At 55.7% G+C, this 21,975-nt stretch carries 22 protein-coding genes; 10 read left to right on the plus strand and 12 right to left on the minus strand.

The features are described from left to right. Window positions 1–136 precede the first annotated feature (136 nt). From AABM55_RS12395 to AABM55_RS12405, 3 genes are read left to right on the plus strand one after another with little or no spacing between them, the layout of a single operon-like run. Window positions 137–2,152 carry a ribonucleoside triphosphate reductase gene (locus AABM55_RS12395; RefSeq protein ID WP_347929711.1) on the plus strand — a complete coding sequence of 672 codons (2,016 nt, stop codon included), beginning with the start codon at window positions 137–139 and terminating at the stop codon, window positions 2,150–2,152. 32 nt (window positions 2,153–2,184) lie between these two features. Further along, window positions 2,185–2,352 carry an anaerobic ribonucleoside-triphosphate reductase gene (nrdD, locus tag AABM55_RS12400; RefSeq protein WP_054596881.1) on the plus strand — a complete coding sequence of 56 codons (168 nt, stop codon included), beginning with the start codon at window positions 2,185–2,187 and terminating at the stop codon, window positions 2,350–2,352. Beyond that, complete coding sequence (locus AABM55_RS12405) at window positions 2,349–3,044, plus strand: anaerobic ribonucleoside-triphosphate reductase activating protein (RefSeq protein WP_347929712.1); 696 nt, start codon at window positions 2,349–2,351, stop codon at window positions 3,042–3,044. Before nrdD ends, AABM55_RS12405 begins: the two co-directional genes overlap by 4 nt. A 16-nt stretch (window positions 3,045–3,060) precedes the next feature. Here AABM55_RS12405 and AABM55_RS12410 read toward each other — a convergent pair whose 3' ends face one another. Genes AABM55_RS12410 through AABM55_RS12425 form a run of 4 tightly spaced genes read right to left on the minus strand, consistent with a single transcriptional unit; the run spans window position 3,061 to window position 6,162 of the window. Then, window positions 3,061–4,440, minus strand: a complete 1,380-nt coding sequence (locus AABM55_RS12410; RefSeq protein WP_347929713.1) for a 4Fe-4S binding protein — start codon at window positions 4,438–4,440, stop codon at window positions 3,061–3,063. After that, window positions 4,428–5,282 carry an FTR1 family protein gene (locus tag AABM55_RS12415; protein WP_347929714.1) on the minus strand — a complete coding sequence of 285 codons (855 nt, stop codon included), beginning with the start codon at window positions 5,280–5,282 and terminating at the stop codon, window positions 4,428–4,430. The genes AABM55_RS12410 and AABM55_RS12415 overlap by 13 nt, the downstream gene beginning before the upstream one ends. Before the next feature lie 22 nt (window positions 5,283–5,304). Continuing rightward, window positions 5,305–5,637 (minus strand): cupredoxin domain-containing protein, encoded by a 333-nt coding sequence (locus AABM55_RS12420; RefSeq protein WP_054596885.1) that lies wholly within the window; start codon window positions 5,635–5,637, stop codon window positions 5,305–5,307. After that, on the minus strand, window positions 5,638–6,162 hold the full coding sequence (locus AABM55_RS12425) for an iron transporter (RefSeq protein ID WP_018927822.1): 525 nt from the start codon (window positions 6,160–6,162) through the stop codon (window positions 5,638–5,640). A 262-nt stretch (window positions 6,163–6,424) separates the two neighbouring features. Here AABM55_RS12425 and AABM55_RS12430 point away from each other — a divergent pair, with 262 nt between their 5' ends. Next, complete coding sequence (locus AABM55_RS12430) at window positions 6,425–6,637, plus strand: DUF3079 domain-containing protein (protein WP_054596887.1); 213 nt, start codon at window positions 6,425–6,427, stop codon at window positions 6,635–6,637. Window positions 6,638–6,773: 136 nt separating this feature from the next. Here AABM55_RS12430 and AABM55_RS12435 read toward each other — a convergent pair whose 3' ends face one another. Beyond that, on the minus strand, window positions 6,774–7,076 hold the full coding sequence (locus AABM55_RS12435; protein ID WP_347929715.1) for a hypothetical protein: 303 nt from the start codon (window positions 7,074–7,076) through the stop codon (window positions 6,774–6,776). 44 nt (window positions 7,077–7,120) lie between these two features. Next, the gene (gene glyA, locus AABM55_RS12440) at window positions 7,121–8,476 is read right to left on the minus strand and encodes a serine hydroxymethyltransferase (RefSeq protein ID WP_103315293.1); all 1,356 of its coding nucleotides are present in this window, start codon (window positions 8,474–8,476) and stop codon (window positions 7,121–7,123) included. A gap of 1,569 nt (window positions 8,477–10,045) precedes the next feature. Here glyA and AABM55_RS12445 point away from each other — a divergent pair. Continuing rightward, on the plus strand, window positions 10,046–10,645 hold the full coding sequence (locus AABM55_RS12445) for a helix-turn-helix transcriptional regulator (RefSeq protein ID WP_347929716.1): 600 nt from the start codon (window positions 10,046–10,048) through the stop codon (window positions 10,643–10,645). Continuing rightward, complete coding sequence (locus AABM55_RS12450) at window positions 10,635–11,513, plus strand: queuosine precursor transporter (protein WP_103322126.1); 879 nt, start codon at window positions 10,635–10,637, stop codon at window positions 11,511–11,513. The genes AABM55_RS12445 and AABM55_RS12450 overlap by 11 nt, the downstream gene beginning before the upstream one ends. Window positions 11,514–11,723: 210 nt before the next feature. Here the strand turns inward: AABM55_RS12450 and queC are convergent, their stop codons facing one another. Together queC and AABM55_RS12460 are read right to left on the minus strand one after the other, a co-directional pair. Further along, window positions 11,724–12,422, minus strand: a complete 699-nt coding sequence (queC, locus tag AABM55_RS12455; RefSeq protein ID WP_054596888.1) for a 7-cyano-7-deazaguanine synthase QueC — start codon at window positions 12,420–12,422, stop codon at window positions 11,724–11,726. Between the two features lie 375 nt (window positions 12,423–12,797). Next, window positions 12,798–14,180 (minus strand): LLM class flavin-dependent oxidoreductase, encoded by a 1,383-nt coding sequence (locus AABM55_RS12460; RefSeq protein ID WP_347929717.1) that lies wholly within the window; start codon window positions 14,178–14,180, stop codon window positions 12,798–12,800. Between the two features lie 415 nt (window positions 14,181–14,595). Here AABM55_RS12460 and AABM55_RS12465 point away from each other — a divergent pair, with 415 nt between their 5' ends. Genes AABM55_RS12465 through AABM55_RS12480 form a run of 4 tightly spaced genes read left to right on the plus strand, consistent with a single transcriptional unit; the run spans window position 14,596 to window position 18,122 of the window. Beyond that, window positions 14,596–15,633: an isopenicillin N synthase family oxygenase gene (locus AABM55_RS12465; RefSeq protein ID WP_347929718.1), complete on the plus strand. Its 1,038-nt coding sequence runs from the start codon at window positions 14,596–14,598 to the stop codon at window positions 15,631–15,633. A gap of 28 nt (window positions 15,634–15,661) precedes the next feature. Beyond that, entirely contained in the window at window positions 15,662–16,477 is an 816-nt protein-coding gene (locus AABM55_RS12470; protein ID WP_054596891.1) for a MetQ/NlpA family ABC transporter substrate-binding protein, read from the plus strand. Continuing rightward, entirely contained in the window at window positions 16,474–17,454 is a 981-nt protein-coding gene (locus AABM55_RS12475) for a methionine ABC transporter ATP-binding protein (RefSeq protein WP_347929719.1), read from the plus strand. The genes AABM55_RS12470 and AABM55_RS12475 overlap by 4 nt, the downstream gene beginning before the upstream one ends. After that, entirely contained in the window at window positions 17,451–18,122 is a 672-nt protein-coding gene (locus tag AABM55_RS12480) for a methionine ABC transporter permease (protein WP_347929720.1), read from the plus strand. Before AABM55_RS12475 ends, AABM55_RS12480 begins: the two co-directional genes overlap by 4 nt. A gap of 37 nt (window positions 18,123–18,159) precedes the next feature. Here the strand turns inward: AABM55_RS12480 and AABM55_RS12485 are convergent, their stop codons facing one another. The 4 genes from AABM55_RS12485 to AABM55_RS12500 all read right to left on the minus strand — a co-directional run bounded on the left by AABM55_RS12485 (window position 18,160) and on the right by AABM55_RS12500 (window position 21,948). Beyond that, window positions 18,160–18,621, minus strand: a complete 462-nt coding sequence (locus AABM55_RS12485) for a DUF411 domain-containing protein (protein ID WP_347929721.1) — start codon at window positions 18,619–18,621, stop codon at window positions 18,160–18,162. Between the two features lie 102 nt (window positions 18,622–18,723). Next, window positions 18,724–19,659 (minus strand): copper resistance protein B, encoded by a 936-nt coding sequence (locus AABM55_RS12490; RefSeq protein WP_347929722.1) that lies wholly within the window; start codon window positions 19,657–19,659, stop codon window positions 18,724–18,726. A 12-nt stretch (window positions 19,660–19,671) separates the two neighbouring features. Continuing rightward, window positions 19,672–21,522, minus strand: a complete 1,851-nt coding sequence (locus tag AABM55_RS12495; RefSeq protein ID WP_347929723.1) for a copper resistance system multicopper oxidase — start codon at window positions 21,520–21,522, stop codon at window positions 19,672–19,674. Window positions 21,523–21,741: 219 nt separating this feature from the next. Continuing rightward, on the minus strand, window positions 21,742–21,948 hold the full coding sequence (locus AABM55_RS12500; protein ID WP_347929724.1) for a co-regulatory protein PtrA N-terminal domain-containing protein: 207 nt from the start codon (window positions 21,946–21,948) through the stop codon (window positions 21,742–21,744). Between the last annotated feature and the right edge of the window lie 27 nt (window positions 21,949–21,975).

Below are 21,975 nucleotides of genomic sequence, written 5' to 3' on the forward strand. Positions count from 1 at the left end.
CTTCACCGTCATCGAGTGTTTTTTCACCGGCAAATCTTGACGTTGGTCAATTGCAGAACAGCGCTTTGTCCGTAGTCTTCACTGCATGTTGTGTTTGTTTGTCTACAAACATCTATATGTAGTATCTGGAGGCCAAATGCAGAGCACGCTGATCTCAGTTGGATGTAACCGCTTGCACAAGCGCGATGGCAGTCTGGTTGCCTTCGATGCCGACAAGATCCGTCAGGCATTGATCGCTGCCGGCAAGGCAACCGGGGAGTACACCGACGTTGAAGCCGAAGGTCTGCTCGAAGCGGTACTCGCCCGATTGGAAAGGCTGCCAAGGCTGCATGTCGAGCAGATCCAGGATCGTGTTGAGCGGGTGCTGATGGACGCCGGTTTTTTCCTCGCCATGCGTGCTTACATCGTTTATCGCGAACAGCACGGGCGTTTGCGTCGCGACCGCCGGACCCTGGTCGAAGTGGCGACGTCGATGAACGAGTACCTGGACCGTGAAGACTGGCGGGTCCAGGCCAACGCCAATCAGGGCTACTCACTGGGCGGGCTGGTGTTGAACGTGTCGGGCAAGGTCACCGCCAACTACTGGCTGGACGAGGTGTACAGCGAGGCGATCGGCCACGCTCATCGAGAGGCGGATTTGCATGTACATGACTTGGACATGCTGGCCGGTTACTGCGCTGGCTGGTCGCTGCGCACCTTGTTGCATGAGGGTCTTAATGGTGTGCCCGGACGTGTTGAAGCCGGGCCGCCGAAGCACTTGAGCAGTGCCTTGGGGCAAATGGTGAATTTCCTCGGCACCCTGCAAAACGAATGGGCCGGCGCCCAGGCCTTCAGCTCGTTCGATACCTACCTGGCGCCGTATGTGCGCAAGGACCAACTGAGCTATCCGCAGGTCCGCCAGGCGATCCAGGAGTTCATCTACAACCTCAATGTGCCGTCACGCTGGGGCACCCAGACACCTTTCACCAATCTGACCTTCGACTGGGTGTGCCCGCAGGATCTGCGCGAGCAGATACCCGTCATCGGCGGGGAGGAAATGCCGTTTGCCTACGGCGACCTGCAAGTCGAAATGGATGTGCTCAACCGCGCCTACATCGAGGTGATGCAGGCTGGCGATGCGAAAGGGCGAGTGTTCACCTTTCCGATTCCGACCTACAACATCACCCATGACTTTCCATGGGACAGTGAAAACGCCGACCGTCTGTTCGAGATGACGGCGCGTTACGGTTTGCCTTACTTCCAGAACTTCCTCAATTCGGATCTACAGCCCAATCAAGTGCGTTCGATGTGCTGCCGGTTGCAGCTGGATGTGCGCGAGTTGCTCAAGCGCGGCGGTGGCTTGTTTGGCTCGGCGGAACAGACCGGATCGCTCGGCGTAGTGACCATTAACTGTGCGCGTCTGGGCTATGTGTTCAAGGGCGATACCAGCGGTTTGCTGAAACGGCTGGACACGCTGATGGAGCTGGCGATGGAGAGCCTGGAGGTCAAGCGCAAGGTCATTCAGCACCACATGGATGCCGGTTTGTACCCTTACACCAAGCGCTACCTGGGGACCTTGCGCAACCATTTCTCCACCATCGGCCTCAATGGCCTGCATGAAATGCTGCGCAATTTCACCGGCGACGAGGAGGGCATGCACACCGAGCATGGCCGGCGATTTGCCCTGAATCTGCTGGACCATGTGCGCGCCACATTGCTGCGCTTCCAGGAAGAAACCGGTCATCTCTACAACCTGGAAGCGACACCGGCGGAAGGCACCACCTACCGCTTTGCCAAGGAGGACCTCAAGCGCTATCCGGACATTCTCCAGGCGGGCAGTACGCAGGCGCCGTATTACACAAACTCTTCGCAACTGCCCGTGGGCTACACCGAAGACCCCTTCGAAGCCCTGGAACTTCAAGACGAGCTGCAATGCAAATACACCGGCGGCACGGTCTTGCATCTGTACATGGCCGAGCGGATTTCCTCGACCCAGGCCTGCAAGCAGCTGGTGCGCAAGGCCCTTGGACGTTTCCGCCTGCCGTACCTGACCGTGACCCCGACGTTCTCCATCTGCCCGGTGCACGGCTACCTCGATGGCGAGCATGAGTTCTGCCCCAAGTGCGACGAAGTTCTGCTGCTGCAAGAGCAGAAAATCGGCACTGTTCATTGATTTCTATCCCCTCAACCGCAAGGAGCTTCACCATGACTGCATCGCAACCACTGCCTCAGGCTCAACGTCAACGCTGCGAAGTCTGGACCCGCGTGATGGGCTATCACCGTCCCGTGTCAGCGTTCAATCCGGGTAAACAGTCGGAGCACCGCGAGCGGGTGCACTTTACTGAAAGCGCGGCGCTGGTCGGGCGCCAATGAGTCGAACGCTTCGGGTTGGGGGCATGGTGCCCCTGACCACTCTCGACTATCCGGGGCAGCTCGCCTGCGTGTTGTTTTGCCAGGGTTGCGCCTGGCGTTGTCGTTATTGTCATAACCCGCAGCTGATTCCCCCTCGTGGCAGTGAGGAAGTGGATTGGCGGCGGGTGTTGGCGTTTCTGCAACGTCGTCAGGACCTGCTCGATGCCGTGGTGTTCAGCGGCGGTGAGCCGACGCTGCAGGACGGCTTGCTCGGTGCCATGGATGAAGTGCGGGAAATGGGATTTCGCATTGGCATGCACAGCGCTGGCATCAAGCCTGCTGCCTTCGCCAAGGCACTGACCGGTGCTGATTGGGTCGGCTTCGATGTCAAGGCATTGCCCGAGGATTGCCAGGCCATCACCCGGGTCGAGGGCAGTGGAGCGGCCAACTGGCGCAGCCTTGAGTCTCTGTTGGCCAGTGGTGTGGACTACGAATGTCGCACCACCGTGCATTGGCATCTGTTCGAGCCAGCACGTCTGCTGATCCTGGCCAAACGCTTGAATGCACTTGGCGTCAAACGCTTCGCCGTGCAACTGGTTCGCACCGAGCGGATGTTCGATCCGCTGTTGCCGAGCGTTTCGGCACAAGCCTTGCTGCCAGAGTTGTGGGGGGCCATGCGCGAGTTGTTCCCAGTCTTCGTGCTACGGGGGTAACGGGGCTTGAGGGAACTCAAGCCCAGCCCCAGAACTGCAACCACCAGCCAAACCCGATCAGGCCGTTGGCGAGTAACAGGCAAACGCCCCCCGACCCGCGCCGAACCAGGGAAATATTTTCGTGTTTCAGCCGTTTCCAACCCAGTAGCAGGCTCCACCCCATGGCGGCCAATAACAGACAGGCCCTGGCGGGTTGTACCCACTCCAGCAGCAGACCTTCATAACGCAGTAATTTGACGGTGGTGGCCGACAGCCCGAGAAACAGTCCGGCCCCCCCCAGAGGTGTGAGTGTCAGCGCCAGAGGCCAATACAGTGCGCGATCTCGCGCCAGTCGGGCCGTCAATCGCAGAAGCAGCGTCAACGCTGCGCCGAGCACAATCGAACTCAAACTCAAGTAAGTGACGATGCTGAAGCCGTCGAGCCAACTGAAGCTGTCGTTGAGTTGCGGGTAATGGGTGAGCAACCACCAGGGGGCATTGTCCTGCAGGGCCCAGAGCTGGTTGTGTTCGACCAGCCACTGGGCCAGGTGTTGTTTGAGGGCGATAAACCACGGGCTGACCGTCCACTGAAACGCGCCCATGGCCAAGCCGATCACGCCGAACAGCAGCAAGCGTGTATCCCAAGGCGACAGCGTCTGCGCGCTTGCGTGAAGAATCTCCTGATTGCTGGAGCGGGCGATCAGTTGAACGGCACCGCGTTGCCCGCTGCAGCGTCCGCAGGCGTGGCAATCACTGGCGCCTTGCAGGCGGCGGATATCGAGTAGGGGAGCGCAGTTGGGCGGTGACAGGCGTGGTGCGGCATTCTCTATCCAGCGTTGTTCATCGACCTGAAAGTGCACAGGGGCCAGCCGGGCGAGCAAGGCGAAGACGCCGCTGACCGGGCACAGGTAACGGCACCAGACCCGTTTGCCCCGGGCGAACAACAACCCAACGATGACCGCTGCGACGGTCGAGCCACCCAGAATCAACAGCGCGGCCTGGGCGTAGTCATAAACGCTGATCAACTGGCCGTAGAGGGTTGTCAGGCAGAACGCCAATGTGGGCCAGCCGCCCCAGCGCACCCAACGCGGCACACCCAGGCCTTTTCCGTAATGGCTGGCCCACTCGCTGAGCGAACCTTCCGGGCACAGAACGCCACACCAAAGTCGACCGAAGAACACCATTGACAGCAACACGAACGGCCACCAGATCCCCCAGAATAGAAACTGCGCGAGCAAGGTCAGGTGGTCGAGTATCCGCGCCTGGCTATCCGGTAGCGGCAATAGCGCCGGGGTCACCAACAGCACCGCGTAAAACAGTACGACAACCCACTGCACGGCCCGAATGACGGACGCATGGCGACGCATCCCGTCACCCAGGCGCTGAAGCCATTGATTGTGGCGGCTCAGGTCGGGCATGGCAGGTTGTCCGCAGTCTGTTGCCGTAGCCAGCCGCCGACGACCAGCCAGTAACCGACCCACACCAACAAGGTCAGGCCACTGGGGGTTGCCCGATAACCAGCAAAACTGGCCAGAAAGCCACCCAATCCATGGCTGTCGTTCAACAGTGTGCTGCTGTCCCAAAGCGCCTCACCAACGATGCTGTACACCTGCTCTGGAAAATCGAGGACGAGCAGTTGGCCGCCGATTCGCTCGGTGCCGCTGACCAGCAACGCCGCGCCGAGCATGAGCAGGACGACTTCGCTGATGGCAAAGAATCGCTGCCATGAAATGAACCGGCGACTGCTGTGCAGCAGGGCAAGGGTGAGTGCCGACAGCACCAGCCCCATGACGCCGCCGACCGCAAACAAACCGAGTTGCGGGCCTCGCAAGCGGGCGCCAGCACCATAGAGAAATACTACGGTTTCGCTGCCTTCGCGGCCGACGGCGAGCATGGCCAGCAACAACAACCCCAGGCCGCCTCGCCGGGTCAGATGGCTATCGGCATGTCGTCGCAAGTCAAATTTCAGCGTGCGCCCGTTGCGATGCATCCAGCCAACCATTTGCACCATCAACAGGCTGGCAATTAACGCCAGTGCTGCCTGGAACCATTCACTCGCTGAACCGCTCATGGCCTCGCCGGCAAACAGAATCAGCACCGCCAGCAGGCCCGAGAGCATCAATCCCAGCATCACACCGGCCCACAGATATTTGACCAGGCGATTGCCTGGACCTTGTTGGCAGGTCCAGGCCTGGAGAATGCCGATCACCAGCAGCGCCTCGACGCTTTCGCGCCAGACGATGAACATTGATTGATTCATGGAAACTCCGTGCGGGTGCGGGTTATTTCGCGAGAATGCCGCCCTCGGGCAGTTGTGGGTTGAACTCGTCGAAAAAGGGGTAGTGGCCGGATCTGAGGGGGTGAATGACAACAAAGGTAGTCACGCCTGGTGACAGCACTTTTTCAACCCGCAGCGGTGTGCTCTCGAACTCGGCCGGCCCCTGACCGCTATTCCTCAGGACGATCTTGAAACGCTGTCCGGCCGGAACCTCGAGTAAGGCAGGGGAGAAGTGGCCATCGCGCAGGATCAGTTCGTAGCTCGGCAAATCGGCATGGACGGTCAACGGCGCAACGGCTCCGGCCACCATCAGCCAGGCAAGCGGCAGGCGCTTCATTCAATAGCCACCTTTTTTACCGATGCCGGCATAAATGAACTCGTAGTGCAGTTCGCAGCGTTCGAACCAGGGCGCTACACCGGTTTCCTTATCGGTATGACGCCCGAGGGAACCGTGACCGGTGGGTGGTAGCACGGTGAAGGTCAGCCGATATTTGCCCGGTCCCAGCAGCTTCACATTGTCGCCATAGTGCGGACCGTCATTGGCGACCATGGCATGGAAGTCGCCCTTGATTTCGTCCGGGTTACCCGCTCTGCTCAAGTTGAACGAGACATTGAGGTAAGGCACGAAACTACCTTCCTGAAAGCCCTGTCGATTGTCCGCGGTGGCCCGAATGTCGGCTTCCAGGTGAACATCGGAATCGACAGTCGCCCGCATCATGCCCGCCGGGGCCATCTCGATGGGTTGCAGATACACCGCCCCGACTTCCAGTCCCTGACACAGCTGGGGTTCCCCGATCGGGTACTCCTTCGCGTGAGCCAGCGGTACGAGCAAGAGCAGGGCGAGTGAGAGGTGAGTACGCATGAAGTCTTCCTGGGCACTAACGAGTAGGAACCCGAGTCTAGGAAGCTTTTATGCAAACAATAATGATTGTTATCAAGTTTCGAGCACTTAAACCGATCGCTTGTCACGCTGGCGAAAGCGCTGGGCGCGCTCGACGCTGTGGGTCATCTGTGCCGCCGCATGAACGGGCAGTCGCTCGATGTTGATTCTTGATATCGATCAAGGATGGTTTTGCACAAAGGCTGTAGCTTGCAAAAACGTCTCTCAATGATTGGAGATCGACATGGCCAAGAACTTCCCCGTCAACCCCAAGCACCCCGAGCGGATCTGTTGGGGATGCGACCGGTATTGTCCAGCCAAGTCCCTGGCGTGCGGCAATGGTTCCGACCGTACGATGCATCCGGCCGAGCTGTTCGGGGAAGATTGGCATCTGCCTGGCGACTGGGGTATCGAGTCCCTCATCGTCACAGACAAGACAGAGAATGAAGGTATCTAGCGCAAGCCCGCAATGGTCGTTCGTTACCGCAGTCTTCCTCGCATGGAGAACCTTCAAGGCAGTCACACTGAAGCTGGGACACCAAACCTCGCTTTCTCAGATTGATCGCATCTTTGGACAATACCGGCCGTGATCGTTAAGCAATTGCAGGTACGGTTAAGAAAGGAATGGATCTCTGAAAAGAGATCCATTTTTTTGGTCCAAAGAAAGTTTTTTTGTTTGGCTGTTCCCGCAATACTCCTTGAAAGCACCCAAATCCAGCCCCGATCTTCTGGGTCACCGGATGCAGGCGGGTGATCTGCGAGCTATCGATATAGCCGAAGAAAATCACCCGCGCTGAGTGCTCCTGCCCGATCCGCAACGAACGCGGTGCTGCCTGTTGCCGTGTGTAACCGTGAGTGCTTTGGCGACGATGGATAGTCTTGTCGTCAGCCCCCATCGAGCCACCATGGTGCTTGCGCTGGTGGCGGTCGATGGGCTCTCTCAGCGCTCCATGTAGTCATCTATGGGATACATTGCGCACAACGCTTCGGCCTGTAGACGGAATTGCTCCTGCAGCGCGGGTTCCAGTGTGTACTCTTGCTCGTTGAGCGGCATCACCTTGTCCAGGATCCGGCAAACCAAATCGACGACTTGGCGGCATCCCTGGGGGTCGATGTGGCGTTGCGCCATGGAGCCGGTGCCGATACGCAACCCTCTGGTGGCGGATGACGATCGGGTCTCGCCCGGCACGCGATTTTTATCAACTATGATCCCGCAGCGCTCTAGCGCCGACTCCGCGATGGAACCAGTGATGGCCCCACGCAACCGAATCAGAATCGTGTGGTTTTCGCTGCGACCTCCCACGACCTCGTAGTCATGGGCCTGAAATGCTCTGGCCATCTCATCAGCCGTGGCCCGAATCCGTTCCATGTAGGCGTCAAACTCCGGGGACATTGCGTAGCCCAGCGCGGCGGCCTTTGCAGCGATCATGTTGACGGCTGGCGCGCCCTGCATCCGGGGAAAAACGGCTTGATCGAGGACACGACTAAAGGTTGATTTCAGGCCTGGAACCTTTTTGTTGGCGTCTCGGCCTGAAAGAATCAGGCCTCCGCGGGGACCCGCAAGCTGCTTGTGTGTGCAAGTCGTAGTGACGTGGGCAGCATTGATCGGGCTCGGATGTCGCCCCGTGGCAACAAGTCCGGCGATATGCGAAATGTCAGCGAGCAGGATGGCCCCGGCTTCATCGGCAATCTTGCGGAACAGTTCGAAATCTACGACCCGCGAGTAGGCAGTTGCACCGCAGATGATGATGCGCGGGCGATGGGCGAGAGCCAGTTTGCGCACCTTGTCGTAATCGATGAGTCCCTCTGATGTCGTGCCGTATCTGATCGCCTTGTAGTAAGTGCCAGTGAATGTGACGGAGTTGCCGTGTGCAAGATGTCCTCCGTGATCGAGGGCCATTCCAAGTAGAGTATCCCCAGGCTCAAGTAGGGCAGAGAGGACGTGGTAATTGGCGTTCGATGCCGAGTGTGATTGCACGCCTGCGTATTGGGCGCCGAACAGTTCCCGAGCTCTTCGGATTGCCAGAGACTCGACCAAATCGACGTTCTCGCAGCCTGTGTGATAGCGCCTGCCTGGTGTGCCCTCCGCCGTGACGTTGACGAGCGCCGAGGCTGATGCCACCAAGGTTCGAGGCTTGACCGCACAGGAAGAAGAGACCAGTGACAGTGTTCGGTGTTGACGCGTGACTTCAGCGTCCAAGATCCTCGCCAGCTCGGCGTCTTCTGCTCGCAGATCCGCCAAGCCTCGTCGCAGTAGGTCAGCTTGGTTCTTAAGCTGTTCAGTATTGACTGCCATTATTCGGTATCCCTTCCTTGTTTGTTGAGTGCTGCGAACGACAGCACGAAGCAATGCAGATCCCTATTGCTGCCCCAGCGTAATGTCCTTAAACAATGAGTTGATCGGCATCTATCTTTTCAATCGCTGTGGCGAGGGTGTTAACCCGCGCTGAAAAAAACTGCTACGTCCTCTATTTCGAGCTACCCGAAGCCCACCCCGAAGACACGCATGTCCCGATTTGTGCGAAATAGATCGCGGTAATAGGGCAAAGCCGAACCTGACCGCAGGCTGTATGAGGTGCGCTATCGAGGCGATTTTCAGCTCAATTTGCGACTGACCTGAGCGACCGGTTCGCAGTAATAACGTTTACCTCAGCGCCTCGATCACATCGTCCTGGACAGTGGGGGACTGACCACCACAGAGGAAAAAGCGCTGAATGCCTGGATTCGTCGCAATCGTTGTCGTGTGGAGTTTGTTTGGGTCGAATCGAAAGAAGTGTTAACCGAAGAGGAACTGCTTTTGGAGTTCTCTGCAGGAGGGACGATGAGGCCTTTCCCAAAGTTCGAGGTGAGGTGGAAAAGGAAGCTCAATCTCGATTTTTGCGCTTTTTCACATAAGCTATTGAAATGCATTGATTTTTTTATCATAAAAACCAGGTTTTCATCCTTGAAGCTTCCCTTTCGTCCATGATCCATCCAACCCTACCCGTGAGGGCTGTGTTTTTTGGCGTCCGTTCTCTCAAAAAACCAAAATCTGTATATGCAACCAGTAGTCCCTTAGAGGTTACCTCTCCTCGTGTGAGGATGTGAGAACAGGATTGCACCAAGAAGCATAGGTTTTTTAGCAAGAAACTCCACTTAATTAATCAAAAAATTAAACATTCTTCAAATTAAATGATTCTTTTTTGCTGTCCATGGGATCTCGCGAGCAGTAAATTCAAAAAAAGAGGCGATACCAGTCATCCAGGCTGAGCCGTCTTGATACCTGGATGATCGACTCCACAACAGGAGGCGCTTCAGGCCCCGGGAAAAAAAGGGGGCTTGAAGAGTCGTCAGATCATGCGTTGGGTCGAAGCCGCAGGACCTTGACGACTAAGGCTCACACACCCTGCGAAACCAACGGGATACTCCTTTGCCGCCAATTGTCAGGGGCCAGGCCAGCGATATCTCGTATGTGCACCCCTTGCTTGAACAGGTCAAAATCGACGGTCGGGAAGGGCTGCCTTCCAAGCGTTGCCGGTGGCCATTCGCTGACAAGGACTACGACTCCGAGCATCTGGGTCTTTATTGTTATAGCTAACGCATGCAACACTTCAGCCCGCTGCGAACCATGAAGCGCAAACCCGAATCGGACTTCCCCAACGATTTGATCGCCTCAAGTACCGGCACCGCAACATTAACGGACGGAGGTAGGTTGGTTAAAAGGAGAAGTACAGGGTTGGTACCGGTGACGAAAAAATCGCGAAGAGTTTTACTGCAATGATCTCGCAGGCCTGATCATCTTCGTCGAGCAGTGGAATGACCATTCAGGGCATGATATCCACAGAAGTGCGATTTGTTACAGCTATAAGGAAGTGGTGGGCACTTGATGCACAGAAGAGAAAAAATAGAGTGTTTGAAAAGTAATATTAAGTACTTGATAAAAAGTCGCGGAGAGACGCAGTTGTCTTTGTGCAATTCCAGCGGCCTGACCAGAACGACTATCTATAATATTCTGGAAGGGCGGGTGGCAAATGTGCAGCAGTCCACCATTCGCAAGATTTCTGATTTCTTCGGCGTGTCTTATGAGGAAATAGAAACTATTGATTTTGAAGAGAAGGAGGTAATAGAGAGTAGTGTCTCTCTGCAAGGGAATATGAATCCAGCTGCAGTCCCTATCATTAAAGAGAGCTTGGTTATTCAAAGCCTGGATAGAAGAATTGGTGAATTGGCCACCCTCTACCCTTTGACTTACTATTTTGGCACATCCTATAATTTAATAGGCGTACTTCTGGAGAACGAAATTATTGGCCTGAATGAGCCAGGAGATCTATTGATAATAAAGAAAGGCTCGTCGAGTGACGATAAAGAAAAGCTGGTGTACGACAAAATAACCCAAAAACTATTCATAACAAGCGAGGCCTGTTTTAGTTCGGATCGTATTTGTGTTGTGGGGGATATAATAGAGGAGCGGTTTAATGGCGCGTGATGGCGAAGTCGAAAACAGCAAATACAAATTGCTAGGGTTTGAGAACAGCAAAAATCTTGCTGTGATTATGATCATCGCTACCGGTAAGGTCATCAGGGTAAAATTAAGCGAAGTATTAAGTAGTGAAATAATGGACAATTTAAATAAAATGGAAATCAAGAACTTGTATAAGAAATTTTATTCTCAAGGGGGGGCGGTAACCGCTTACGAAATGAATGATCGCCATGAAAGCTCATGGATGATTTATATTGTTCTAAATCTACTGCTGTTTACATTTTATATTTTTACCAGTATTGCAGCGACCAAGCCTATTTATTTAGAAAGCCTTGATATCATTGTTACTCCGGGCACTTTTCTTTATCCGTTGACGTTTTTAATCGTTGACTTGCTGAATGAGGCTTACGGTCTTAGGCTTGCGAGGAAAGCCATATTATTTGCTTTTGCAAGTAATGCTCTTATTATTGTTTTGCTGAACGCTTCGACCTATCTCCCAGGGCTGCCTGGCTGGAAGCTTGATATGCCTTATAATCAGGTTATTACTCATGTGTCTTCTGTGCTGGTAGCGTCCTCTGTTTCTTTTCTTTTTTCTGAAAATATAAACTCGTATTTGTTGTGCAAAATAAAAGAGCTGACAAATTCCAGGTTTCTATTTTTGCGTGTGTTTTTAAGTACTTTTTTTGCGGTGATAATAGACAGCTTCCTTTTTTGCTACATTGCATTTTATGGAAGCATGGAAAACAGTGATATATTGAATATGATTTATGTTCAGATAGCGATAAAGGTGTGTTTTGCTTTCTTTAATGTTTTGCCTGCCTACGGTGCAAGGTCGTTGTTTAAAAAATATATAACTGCAAGCCCTGTTAAGTAAATAGGGTGTGGGTTGCTTTTAAAGAGCATGCTGCTCCAATAGCAAGGGTGTATTGATAGTTTCTTTGCACAACGCTGATGGATTCAACGCTCACTTAGTATGTGGCTGTCGTGATGAACCCCATGTGCGAGCGCGTCTAAGCGCGCCAATCATTAGGGGGGTGCCTATCATACTTAAGTGAGCGTTTGTTGAATGTGTTTTATCGAGTTTCTATTTTAATTTCAGTTTGTCTTTTAAGCTGTTCATGATGTCTGTTTTATTCTCCAGATAATCATTCAGTCCTTTTGCGCGAAGATTGCAAGCGTCGCAGTTGGCGCAGCCACTTCCTTTTATACCGTTGTAGCAGGAGAGTGTATCGTGGCGAATCAAGTCTAATTGGTTGTGGTAGTCGGCCAAGGCCCACGTTTCCGCCTTGTTCAGCCACATAAGCGGAGTTTCAAGTTGCAATGTATATTCCATGCCTAATTCAATGGCTTTGTTCAATGCCTTGACAAACTCATTTCGACAGTCAGGATACCCAGAGAAGTCTGTTTCGCAAACCCCTGTGATTACAGTTTTAGCTTGAACTTGATAGGCGTAAATAGAAGCCAAGGTTAAAAACAGAATATTTCTTCCGGGTACGAAAGTGTTTGGCAGACTTTCTCCGGAGCTATTCATGGTTGGAACCGGGATGTTGTCGCGTGTCAGGCTGCTGATGGCCAACTCATTTAGCAAGGAGGTGTCCAGTACTTTGTGCACTGTCACGCCAAGCTTTTTTGAAAGGTGTTGTGCGACTTCAATTTCTGCACGATGGCGCTGACCATAATCAAACGTAATACAGTGTATTTCATCATAGAGAGGCAGTGCATGGATTAAACAGGTTGTTGAATCTTGTCCGCCACTAAAAACGATAACTGCTTTGTTACTCATGGTTCTGCTCCCTGCATTAATGTAGTAGGTGTAACGTTTGAAACAAAAGTTCGAGATCCAACCGCCGGCATAATCCAGATGCTCATACCAAAGGCTTTCATCCCAGGAGACTCCAGGCCCAAGGCCGGGCAGGCAAAACCATACCAGCAATGGCTGGGCGTGACAGCAGGAAAATCCTGAAGATTTATGAGGTTGCCACCCTGCGGAAAAGCTTCGCTCCCGACGCCTTTGCGGAGTCAATACCTCATGATGCGTCCCGACGCCCACGGCCGGATCTGGTTCTCCGCCGAGCGCATTTCAGGCCAGCCCCGGTCCGCGACGTAATCGTCGCTCGCTCGACGACTGCTGAATAACTCATAAGCAGTCGCCCAGCGGCTATAGGTCCTTGTCGAAGCGGAATGAGGCTCCGTAAGCCGAATCGGGTAAGTGGTTGCTGCCATCCTCCCTCAGCCTGGACCTGAAGGTTCCACTTTGCGGCTGGGTTCTGTAGAGGCCGCGCTTCTGCAATTCGGGAATGATCAACTCTACGAAATCTTCAAGTGTGCCGGGGCTGATCAATGGATTGATCATGTAGCCGCTGGTACCGGAAATGCGCGCGTGTTCTTCGATCCGGTCGGCTACCTGTTGCGGGGTGCCCACCAGGATCAGGTCGCTGCCGCGGGTGACCTTGGCAAAACGTTGCTTCACGTCCCCGGCAGTCAACGGTTTACCACTGCCATCAGGGTGCATGACATAGGACGTCAGCCCTTCGGTATGGGTCGACAGTGCATCGCTGTCGGCGTAGCGGCTGATGTCGATGCCGGTGTCACCCGCATAACTGACCAGTTGCGCCTGCAGATGGTAGTTGCTTTGCAACGCATCATATTTACGCTGGGCTTCAATCTCGGTTTTGGCGGTGACGATACGCAGCACGGTCAGGGACTTTACATCCTCACGCTGGCGGCCGCGTGCCTGAGCCTTGGCCCATATGTCTTCCAGGCCCTGGCGGATTTCCTGAGGGTTGGATTTAGCGATGAAAATCAGCTCGGCGTGCTTCGCCGCGAACTCACGGCCGCGACCCGACCAGCCGGCCTGGATCAGCAGCGGCGTGCGTTGCGGTGACGGCGAGGTCAGGTGCGGACCGGCTACCCGATAATGCTCGCCAGCGTGATTGATCGGCCGTACCCGATCACCTCGGGCATACAAATGACGAGCCTTGTCGGCAACCACGGCGTCGTCGGCCCAACTGCCTTCCCAGAGCTTGTACACCACATCGAGGAACTCTTCGGCGCGCTCATAGCGGTCATCGTGTTTGATCATCTGTTCAAGACCGAAATTACGCGCGGCGCTGGACAGATAAGAGGTCACGATGTTCCAGCCCACGCGGCCATTGGTCAGGTGGTCCAGGGTGCTGAAACGCCGGGCATGGGTGAAAGGGTGTTCATAGCTGGTGGTGACCGTGACGCCGAACGCGAGGTTGTCCGTGACCGCGGCCAAGGCGGGAATGATCATCAGCGGGTCGTTGGCCGGCGCTTCCACAGCCCATTTCATCGCGGCATCGGCATTGCCACCAAAGACGTCGTAGAAACCCAGCACGTCGCCGAAGAACAACATATCGAGGTTAGCCTGGTCGGCAATGCGCGCCAGGTTCGACCAGTAGCCCAGGGAGTTGATTGCCAGACGCTCGTCGACCGGGTGCGTCCAGAGGCTCGGAGCACCGCCGCAGCCCACGCTGGCTTGTTCGTAGAGTGCAAACAGCAGAGGTTTTGCATCGGACATCATCGCTCCAGAGAAAGTAAAAGTAGTTGAAGGGGCGGATTCACCTTTGGTGCTTGAACCCTTTGTCGAATGTCGCTCAAGGCGCACCTGGATCAGTTCCGGGCCGATGGAGAACAGCCAAGAGATGACGCCTGCGGTGGTGAGCATTTCGATATAGCGACAAGAAGATCGGCCATGCGAGTGCGCCAGAAGCGTATAGATTGAAACGTACTATAAAATCTATGTGTACTTCTTTTGTGGAATAACAAGCTTGTATCGAGCTATATCAAGTGACTGACCTCAAACGCTCAATTTGCTGTCAAGAATCGAACCTAAGCTAATGCAAAAAAGATATTTATTGGCGGTTTTTAAGATCGTTTAGCTTCAACAGGACGCCAGGCTGAGCGCGCTCAGTCAATTCACATGGGAGTGAACCATGCCGCACACACGGGACATCACCACCTTACCGACCCTGGATCTTTCATTGCTCGACGGCAGCCCGGTGCAGCGTCAGGCGTTTCTTGACGATTTGCGCCACGCCGCACGGGATGTCGGATTCCTCTACCTGACCGGCCACGGCATCGACAGCATCTTGTTGAAGCAGGTGCAGGAGCATGCCCGACAGTTCTTTGCCCTGCCGGACCACGAGAAGGCGGCAGTTGGCATGATCAACTCACCACATTTTCGCGGTTATAACCGTACGGCTTCGGAGGTCACTCGCGGCAAGCCTGACCTGCGCGAGCAGTTCGATCTGGGGGCCGAGAGGGAGGCTTTGCCGCTCGACCTGAACAGCCCGCTCTGGGCGCGCCTGCAAGGCCCCAATCAATGGCCGGCCTCGCTGCCGACACTCAAGCCCTTGCTGCTGGATTGGCAGCAAGCCATGACCCGCATGTCGTTGCGCTTGCTGCGTGCCTTCGCCCAGGCGCTGTCGCTGCCGCAGGAGGCTTTCGATCAGTTGTACGGCGACAAGCCCAATGAACACATCAAATTGATGCGTTATCCGGGGCGGGCGCCAGACGAAAGTAATCAAGGCGTCGGGGCTCACAAGGATTCGGGATTCCTGAGCTTCCTGCTGCAAGATCACCAGGCCGGCCTGCAAGTCGAGATCGAGGAGGGGCGCTGGATCGACGCGCTGCCTCGGGACAACACCCTGGTGGTGAACATCGGCGAATTACTGGAGCTGGCCACCAACGGTTATCTGCGCGCTACGGTGCATCGGGTGCTGTCGCCACCCAAGGGCAGCGAGCGCTTGTCGATTGCGTTTTTCCTTGGGGCGCAACTGGACGCGGTGGTGCCGCTTTACCCCTTGCCCGCGGCGTTACTGCGTGAAGCGCGAGGCCCGGCCAGTGATCCTGACAATCCCTTGTTTCGTGACGTGGGCTGGAACTACCTCAAAGGCCGCCTGCGCTCCCATCCTGACGTTGCCCAGCGTTACTACGCCGATGCACTGATCCCCAAGGCCCTGAGTGCCTGACCCCATCATTTGATCAAGGACTATGAGCATGTTCAAACAAACAGGATTGACCCTGGCAGTGCTGGGTGGGCTGGTTGCTTCTTTCAGTGCCCTGGCCCTGGAGCCGTTGCGGGTGGCAGCGGACCCGGTACCGCATGCGCAAATTCTGGCGTACGTCCAGAAGATCGATCCCCAGCTGAACCTCAAGGTCATCGAGATCCCCAATGGCGTGAACTCGAATGAGTTGCTGGTGCATGGCGACGTAGATGCCAACTACTTCCAGCATTTGCCTTACCTGAAGTCTCAGGAACAGGCCCTTGGCAAAAAACTCGAGGTGGCTGCGACGGTGCACATCGAGCCACTGGGGATCTATTCCCATCGGCACAAAAGCTTCGCCCAGGTGCCACAAAAAGGCACGGTAGCCGTCCCCAACAACGTCACCAATCTCAGTCGCGCCCTGTACCTGCTTCAGGACAACGGCCTGATCAAACTCAAGGCAGGCTTCAACGACCCGGCCACCGATCAGGCGACACCCAAGGACATCGCCGAGAACCCGAAACAGCTGAAGATCCTCGAAATCGAGTCGCCGCAGATTCCCCGCGCCCTGGATGACGTGGACCTTGCGGTGATAAATGGCAACTACGCGCTGGAAGCCGGTTTGGTGCCAGCCAAGGACGCGCTGGGGCTGGAAAAGGCCGAGCACAACCCGTACGCCAATATCCTGGTGACCACGCCCACGTTGCGGGACGACCCGCGGATCAAGCAACTGGCCAAAGACCTGACTTCGCCTCAGGTGACCAAGTTCATCACTGACAACTTCTCGGGTTCGGTGATCCCGGTTACGGTGGCGGACAGCAAGCCATGATCATCGTCGAGCAGTTGAGCAAAACCTACGCGTCAGGGCAGGCTCCTGCACTGGATCAGGTGTCCTTGAGCATTCCCGATGGAGCGATCTACGGGATTCTGGGGCGTAGCGGTGCGGGTAAATCGACGCTGCTGCGTTGCCTCAATCTGCTCGAACGCCCCAGTTCCGGGCGCATTCTGCTGGATGGCAAGGACCTCACAGCCTTGTCCGACATCGAACTGCGCCGGCAACGCCAGCGCATCGGCATGATCTTTCAAGGCTTCAACCTGCTGCACTCACGCAACGTCTTCGACAACATCGCCGTGCCTCTGGAAATCGCTCGCGTCAGTAAAGAACAGCGTCATTCACGAGTAAGAGAGCTGCTGGATCTGGTGGGCTTGAGCGATAAAGCGCGGGCGTTTCCCTCCCAGCTGTCCGGTGGGCAGAAGCAGCGGGTGGGAATCGCCCGGGCGTTGGCGGCGCGACCGGCTTATCTACTGTCGGATGAAGCCACCAGCGCCCTGGACCCGGAAACCACGGCCTCGATTCTTGAATTGCTGCGCGACATCAATCGTCAACTGGGGCTGACCATCGTGCTGATCACCCATGAGCTGGATGTGGTCAAGTCCATTTGTGGTCACGCGGCGTTACTGGCCCACGGCCGGTTGGTCGAGGCGGGACCTATCGCACAACTGTTGGCAAACCCGGAATCAAGTCTCGGTCGCTCACTGCTGCCGGGTTACAGCGCGCCCTTGGGCAACGATACCCTGGCCTTGGAGCTGAGCTTTTTCGACAGTCTTCTGGCCACCCCGGTGCTCAACGAATTAGTGCAGCAGCAGGGCGTCGAGGTGAACTTGCTGGCCAGTGGCGTCGAGTCCATTGGCGGGCGGCGAGTCGGGCGTTTGCGCGTGGCCTTTAGTCATCCCGGCGATAAGCTGAAATTGACTCGGGTGCTGGCCTTTCTCACGCAGCGCGGTGTCAGGGTGGAGCGCTCATGAACCGTAGCATCGACTGGAACGAGATCCTCCAACTGGTGCTCAACGCGACGGGCGAAACCCTGTACATGGTCTTGCTGGCGGGACTCTTTACCCTGCTGATCGGCTTGCCTCTGGGCGTGTTGCTGTTCATCAGCCGCAGCGGTGGTCTGTACCCGATACCCAAGCTCAACAAAGGCCTGGGTGGCCTGGTCAACCTTGGTCGCTCGTTACCCTTCGTGGTGATGCTGATTGCCTTGATCCCGCTGACCCGGTTGATAGTCGGCACGACACTGGGCAGCACCGCCGCGGTGGTGCCGATCACCATCGGCGCCTTTCCATTCTTTGCCCGTATCGTCGAGAACGCCCTGGACGAAGTCGACAAGGGCCGGATCGAAGCCATCCTTGCCATGGGGGGAGATATTCGCCATGTGATCTTCAAGGTGCTGCTGCCCGAAGCGCTGCCCGCGTTGTTGGCGGGCATCACCTTGACCCTGGTGATGCTGATCGGGTTTTCTTCCATGGCTGGCGTCATTGGTGGCGGTGGTCTGGGGGATCTGGCGATCCGCTACGGCTATCAACGCTTCAACAACCAGGTGATGGTTGCCACCGTGGTCGTGCTGGTGATCCTGGTCCAAGGCGTGCAGAGCCTCGGCGACCGCTTGGTGCGCTCTCTGGCACATCGACGTTGAACTCGACATCCTCAAACCCGATGTGCACCCATTCAGATCAGGTTCCCGGGTATTGCGCAATGATCTGATCGGTGCCCGCTTTAGTCAGGCCGACAATCTGATAAGCGTCGTGCTTGCCATCGACTTCCATCCCTGGCGAACCTGCCGGCATTCCGGGTGCAGCGATCCCGAGCAGGTCATCGCGTTTGCTCATCGCAAGTATTTGCTCTGCGGGTACATGACCCTCAACAAACTTCCCGTTGAACATTGCGGTGTGGCAAGACGAGAGTCGTGGAGCAACACCAAGGTCCTGTTTAACCGCGCTCATGTTGGTTTCCAGATGATCAATGACGGTGAAACCGTTGGCCTCAAGGTGCTGAATCCACTGCTTGCAGCACCCGCAGTTTGCGTCTCGATGAACATCGATGGTCAGGGTCTGAGCTGCGTGAGCCGTTGAACCAATGAACAGTGCTGCGAATGTCGCGATGCATAATGCTCGCAGGTGGAAGTTACTTTGCATGGCTATTTTCCTTGGCCTCGGCAGCGGTGTGAACCTTCGGCGAAGCAACAGAATTACTGCATGGGCGTGCGTGATGGTGAGGGTGTTGCTCAGGCAAATGCCTCAGAACCACATCCGAATACCGGCTACAAATCGAGCCTCATTGGTCTTTTGTCCTTCGTCTTCGGCCAGGTCGGCGGTTTTACCGTAGGAGCGATTCCAGGTCACCCCGATATAAGGGGCAAACTCACGGACAATTTCATAGCGCAAACGCAAGCCCACTTCGGTATTCGCCAAGCCTGAGCCAATGCCGCGCTGAGGGTCGTTTTTCCCGTAGAGATTCGCCTCGGCGGTCGGCTGCAAGATCAGGCGATTGGTGAGCAGAATGTCGTAGTCACCCTCGAACCGAGCCGCAGTCTGGCCGTTCTCGCCGATGTAAGCAGTCGCTTCGGTTTCGAAGTTGTAAAGGGCCATCCCCTGAATACCAAGAGCCCCCCATGTCTGCGGTGATCCGGGTTTGAAGTCCTGGCGTACGCCGGTGACGACATCCCACCATGGACCGATCGAGTGCCCCCAAAGCGCCTGGAGTTCGGCGCTCTCGGTTACGCCGTTGGTCCGTTCACCTTCCGAACGCAACCACAGGCGATCGACGTCTCCACCAATCCAGCCTTTTGCATCCCAGCTCAGTGCACTGCCGTTGTCGGCATCCTGGTATTCGAACTTATCAAGCAGGACGAAGGAGTTGAGTTTCTTGTCGTGGACGCCATGCCCAGCCACCGGTGGAAAGGCGGCTGCACGATCAGCGTCGGTCAGTACGGGAATGGGGGTACGACTCGTGGTGGTCGCTCCTGAGTCCATACTTTCCATACCGTCCATTTGGCCCAGGTCCATGTTCATCTTGCTGTGATCCATGGTTCCCATCGAACCGTGAGCCATCTCTTCAGCGGCGTTGGCCACGGTAAAGAAAGCCGGACTGACGGCGACCGCCAGTGCAATCAGGGCTGGGCGTAAAAGCTTACTGGTCATGGTCTCAAGCTGCCTTTCTGGATTTTTGCGCATAACCCGTCTCCTTTACTCATCAACCCGTACTTCACGGAACATGCCCATTTCCATATGGAACAGCAGGTGGCAGTGATAAGCCCAGCGACCCAGGGCATCGGCGGTGACTCGGTAGCTGCGTCTGGTTCCGGGGGGCATGTCGATCGTGTGTTTGCGCACCATGAATTTGCCGTTCTCATCCTCAAGGTCACTCCACATGCCGTGGAGGTGGATGGGGTGAGTCATCATGGTGTCGTTTACCAGTGTGATGCGAAGACGCTCGCCATACTTGAGGCGCAACGGTTCGGCATCGGAGAACTTGATGCCGTTGAACGACCACGAGAATTTCTCCATGTGACCGGTCAGATGCAGCTCAATGGTGCGATTGGGTTCGCGGCCGTCAGGATCCTGGAAGGTACTTTTCAGGTCGGAATAGGTGAGCACACGACGGCCGTTGTTGCGTAAGCCAATGCCAGGATCGTTGAGCTTCGGCGTTGGGCTCATGGCTTGCATGTCAACCAAGGGGTTGTTGGTTTCGGAGGCCGGGTGAGTCTGCATTTCTCCACCCATGCCAGCCATTCCCGACATATCACCATGGTCCATCCCGGCCATTTTGCTGTGATCCATGCCGGCCATGCTGGACATGTCGCCGTTATCCATACCGGTCATGCCGCCCTGGTCCATACCGGTCATATTGCCGTGGTCCATTGCGGTCATGCCAGACATGTCGCCGCCCATGCTGCTGTGATCCATGCCGGCCATACCGCCCATTCCCATGTCATCCATGGTCAAAAGAGGGCGCGGATCGATCGTCGGAACAGGCGCCTTCAACCCTTCGCGTACCGCCAGGGTTCCGCGTGCATAACCGGTTCGATCCATGGATTGGGCGAAGATGGTGTAAGCCTCCTGGCTGGAAGGCTCCACGATCACGTCATAGGTTTCTGCTACGGCGATGCGAAATTCATCGACGCTGACCGGGTTGACGTGTTGGCCGTCGGCAGCCACAACAGTCATTTTCAAACCCGGGATACGGACGTCGAAATAGCTCATGGCCGAGCCGTTGATGAAGCGCAGGCGCAGCTTCTCACCCGGTTTGAAAATCCCGGTCCAGTTGCCATTGGGGGCCTGGCCATTCATGAGATAGGTGTATGTGTCCCCACTGACGTCTGCAAGATCGGTGGGGTTCATTTTCATCTCGGCCCACATCTTCCGATCGGCCACCGCCGCGGACCAGCCTTGCTTGCTGACATCGTCGATGAAGTCGCCAACAGTCCGTTTGCGGTGGTTGTAGTAGTCAGATTGCTTCTTGAGCTTGGCCATGACACGACCAGGATCTTCATCGGTCCAGTCGGTCAGCATCACCACATAATCGCGGTGGTATTGAAAGGGCTCGGGATCTTTCGAGTCGATCACGATTGGGCCGTAAACGCCTACCTGTTCCTGAAAACCCGAGTGGCTGTGGTACCAGTACGTACCGTTCTGATGAACCTTGAATGTGTACTCGTACATGCCATCGGGGGCGATGCCATGGAAGCTCAAACCAGGTACACCGTCCATGTTGGCCGGCAGGATGATCCCGTGCCAATGGATAGAAGTATCCTGGTCCAGGCGGTTTTTCACCCGCAATGTGACCGTTTCTCCTTCGCGCCAGCGCAGCAGAGGCCCGGGCAACGTGCCGTTGATGGTCATGGCTGTGCGCGGCGAACCGGTGATGTTTACCGGTGTTTCACCAATAAACAGATCAAATTCGTTGCCGCTCAGTACGCTCGGCAGGCCCGGGCTGGTGACTGCCCATACAGGCGTACGCCACAGGCCAAGGCCGCCAAGAATTCCACCCGCGGCCAGGCCTTTGACGAACGTCCGCCTAGAGGTTTTGGAGTGCATGCCGTTTATGTCCAATCAATCAAAAGGGGAGCTGTGCGAAACAACCAGTGAGTTGCTCATACAGGTTGAAGGCACTCTCTCGGGAGTTCGTATTAGTCCCGGATAAGTTTCGCCCGCCGTTGCCAGAGACGAATTGATACGGCAAGCGAGCCCGGAAATTGCCACATTTGAACCACCGCAGTGATTACATTTCTGTCAGCTTGGAATGCACCAAGCTCTTCAGCAATTCTTGTGGTCCATCTCTTTGGTTTTGCTTTCGGCGACGGGAGGTTGGGTGCCTTGGGTTTGGGCTACTTGGTACGCTTGCATTGAGTTCTGTCTGGCAGCTTCCATGCGTTCGAATACGCGATCACTGCCGCCTTCGGCCATCGCCAGAGAAGAGACAGTCAAGGCCGCGATGATCAGAAAGGTTTTTACAGATTTCATTTGGGTATCCCCGGATGAGTGTTGTTT

This window comes from Pseudomonas helvetica, from assembly GCF_039908645.1.
Taxonomy (GTDB): Bacteria; Pseudomonadota; Gammaproteobacteria; order Pseudomonadales; family Pseudomonadaceae; genus Aquipseudomonas; species Aquipseudomonas helvetica.

What these genes read in the sequence shown, in the direction of transcription:
- AABM55_RS12430 (WP_054596887.1), top strand. Translation starts at nt 6,425, where the DNA reads ATGGCCAAGAACTTCCCCGTCAACCCCAAGCACCCCGAGCGGATCTGT.
- AABM55_RS12480 (WP_347929720.1), top strand. Translation starts at nt 17,451, where the DNA reads ATGAACCGTAGCATCGACTGGAACGAGATCCTCCAACTGGTGCTCAAC.
- AABM55_RS12490 (WP_347929722.1), bottom strand. Translation starts at nt 19,659, where the DNA reads ATGCGCAAAAATCCAGAAAGGCAGCTTGAGACCATGACCAGTAAGCTT.
- AABM55_RS12475 (WP_347929719.1), top strand. Translation starts at nt 16,474, where the DNA reads ATGATCATCGTCGAGCAGTTGAGCAAAACCTACGCGTCAGGGCAGGCT.
- AABM55_RS12485 (WP_347929721.1), bottom strand. Translation starts at nt 18,621, where the DNA reads ATGCAAAGTAACTTCCACCTGCGAGCATTATGCATCGCGACATTCGCA.
- AABM55_RS12495 (WP_347929723.1), bottom strand. Translation starts at nt 21,522, where the DNA reads ATGCACTCCAAAACCTCTAGGCGGACGTTCGTCAAAGGCCTGGCCGCG.
- AABM55_RS12415 (WP_347929714.1), bottom strand. Translation starts at nt 5,282, where the DNA reads ATGAATCAATCAATGTTCATCGTCTGGCGCGAAAGCGTCGAGGCGCTG.
- AABM55_RS12470 (WP_054596891.1), top strand. Translation starts at nt 15,662, where the DNA reads ATGTTCAAACAAACAGGATTGACCCTGGCAGTGCTGGGTGGGCTGGTT.
- AABM55_RS12435 (WP_347929715.1), bottom strand. Translation starts at nt 7,076, where the DNA reads ATGGGGGCTGACGACAAGACTATCCATCGTCGCCAAAGCACTCACGGT.
- AABM55_RS12420 (WP_054596885.1), bottom strand. Translation starts at nt 5,637, where the DNA reads ATGAAGCGCCTGCCGCTTGCCTGGCTGATGGTGGCCGGAGCCGTTGCG.
- AABM55_RS12445 (WP_347929716.1), top strand. Translation starts at nt 10,046, where the DNA reads ATGCACAGAAGAGAAAAAATAGAGTGTTTGAAAAGTAATATTAAGTAC.
- nrdD (WP_054596881.1), top strand. Translation starts at nt 2,185, where the DNA reads ATGACTGCATCGCAACCACTGCCTCAGGCTCAACGTCAACGCTGCGAA.
- AABM55_RS12395 (WP_347929711.1), top strand. Translation starts at nt 137, where the DNA reads ATGCAGAGCACGCTGATCTCAGTTGGATGTAACCGCTTGCACAAGCGC.
- AABM55_RS12425 (WP_018927822.1), bottom strand. Translation starts at nt 6,162, where the DNA reads ATGCGTACTCACCTCTCACTCGCCCTGCTCTTGCTCGTACCGCTGGCT.
- AABM55_RS12500 (WP_347929724.1), bottom strand. Translation starts at nt 21,948, where the DNA reads ATGAAATCTGTAAAAACCTTTCTGATCATCGCGGCCTTGACTGTCTCT.
- AABM55_RS12410 (WP_347929713.1), bottom strand. Translation starts at nt 4,440, where the DNA reads ATGCCCGACCTGAGCCGCCACAATCAATGGCTTCAGCGCCTGGGTGAC.
- glyA (WP_103315293.1), bottom strand. Translation starts at nt 8,476, where the DNA reads ATGGCAGTCAATACTGAACAGCTTAAGAACCAAGCTGACCTACTGCGA.
- AABM55_RS12405 (WP_347929712.1), top strand. Translation starts at nt 2,349, where the DNA reads ATGAGTCGAACGCTTCGGGTTGGGGGCATGGTGCCCCTGACCACTCTC.
- AABM55_RS12450 (WP_103322126.1), top strand. Translation starts at nt 10,635, where the DNA reads ATGGCGCGTGATGGCGAAGTCGAAAACAGCAAATACAAATTGCTAGGG.
- AABM55_RS12460 (WP_347929717.1), bottom strand. Translation starts at nt 14,180, where the DNA reads ATGTCCGATGCAAAACCTCTGCTGTTTGCACTCTACGAACAAGCCAGC.
- AABM55_RS12465 (WP_347929718.1), top strand. Translation starts at nt 14,596, where the DNA reads ATGCCGCACACACGGGACATCACCACCTTACCGACCCTGGATCTTTCA.
- queC (WP_054596888.1), bottom strand. Translation starts at nt 12,422, where the DNA reads ATGAGTAACAAAGCAGTTATCGTTTTTAGTGGCGGACAAGATTCAACA.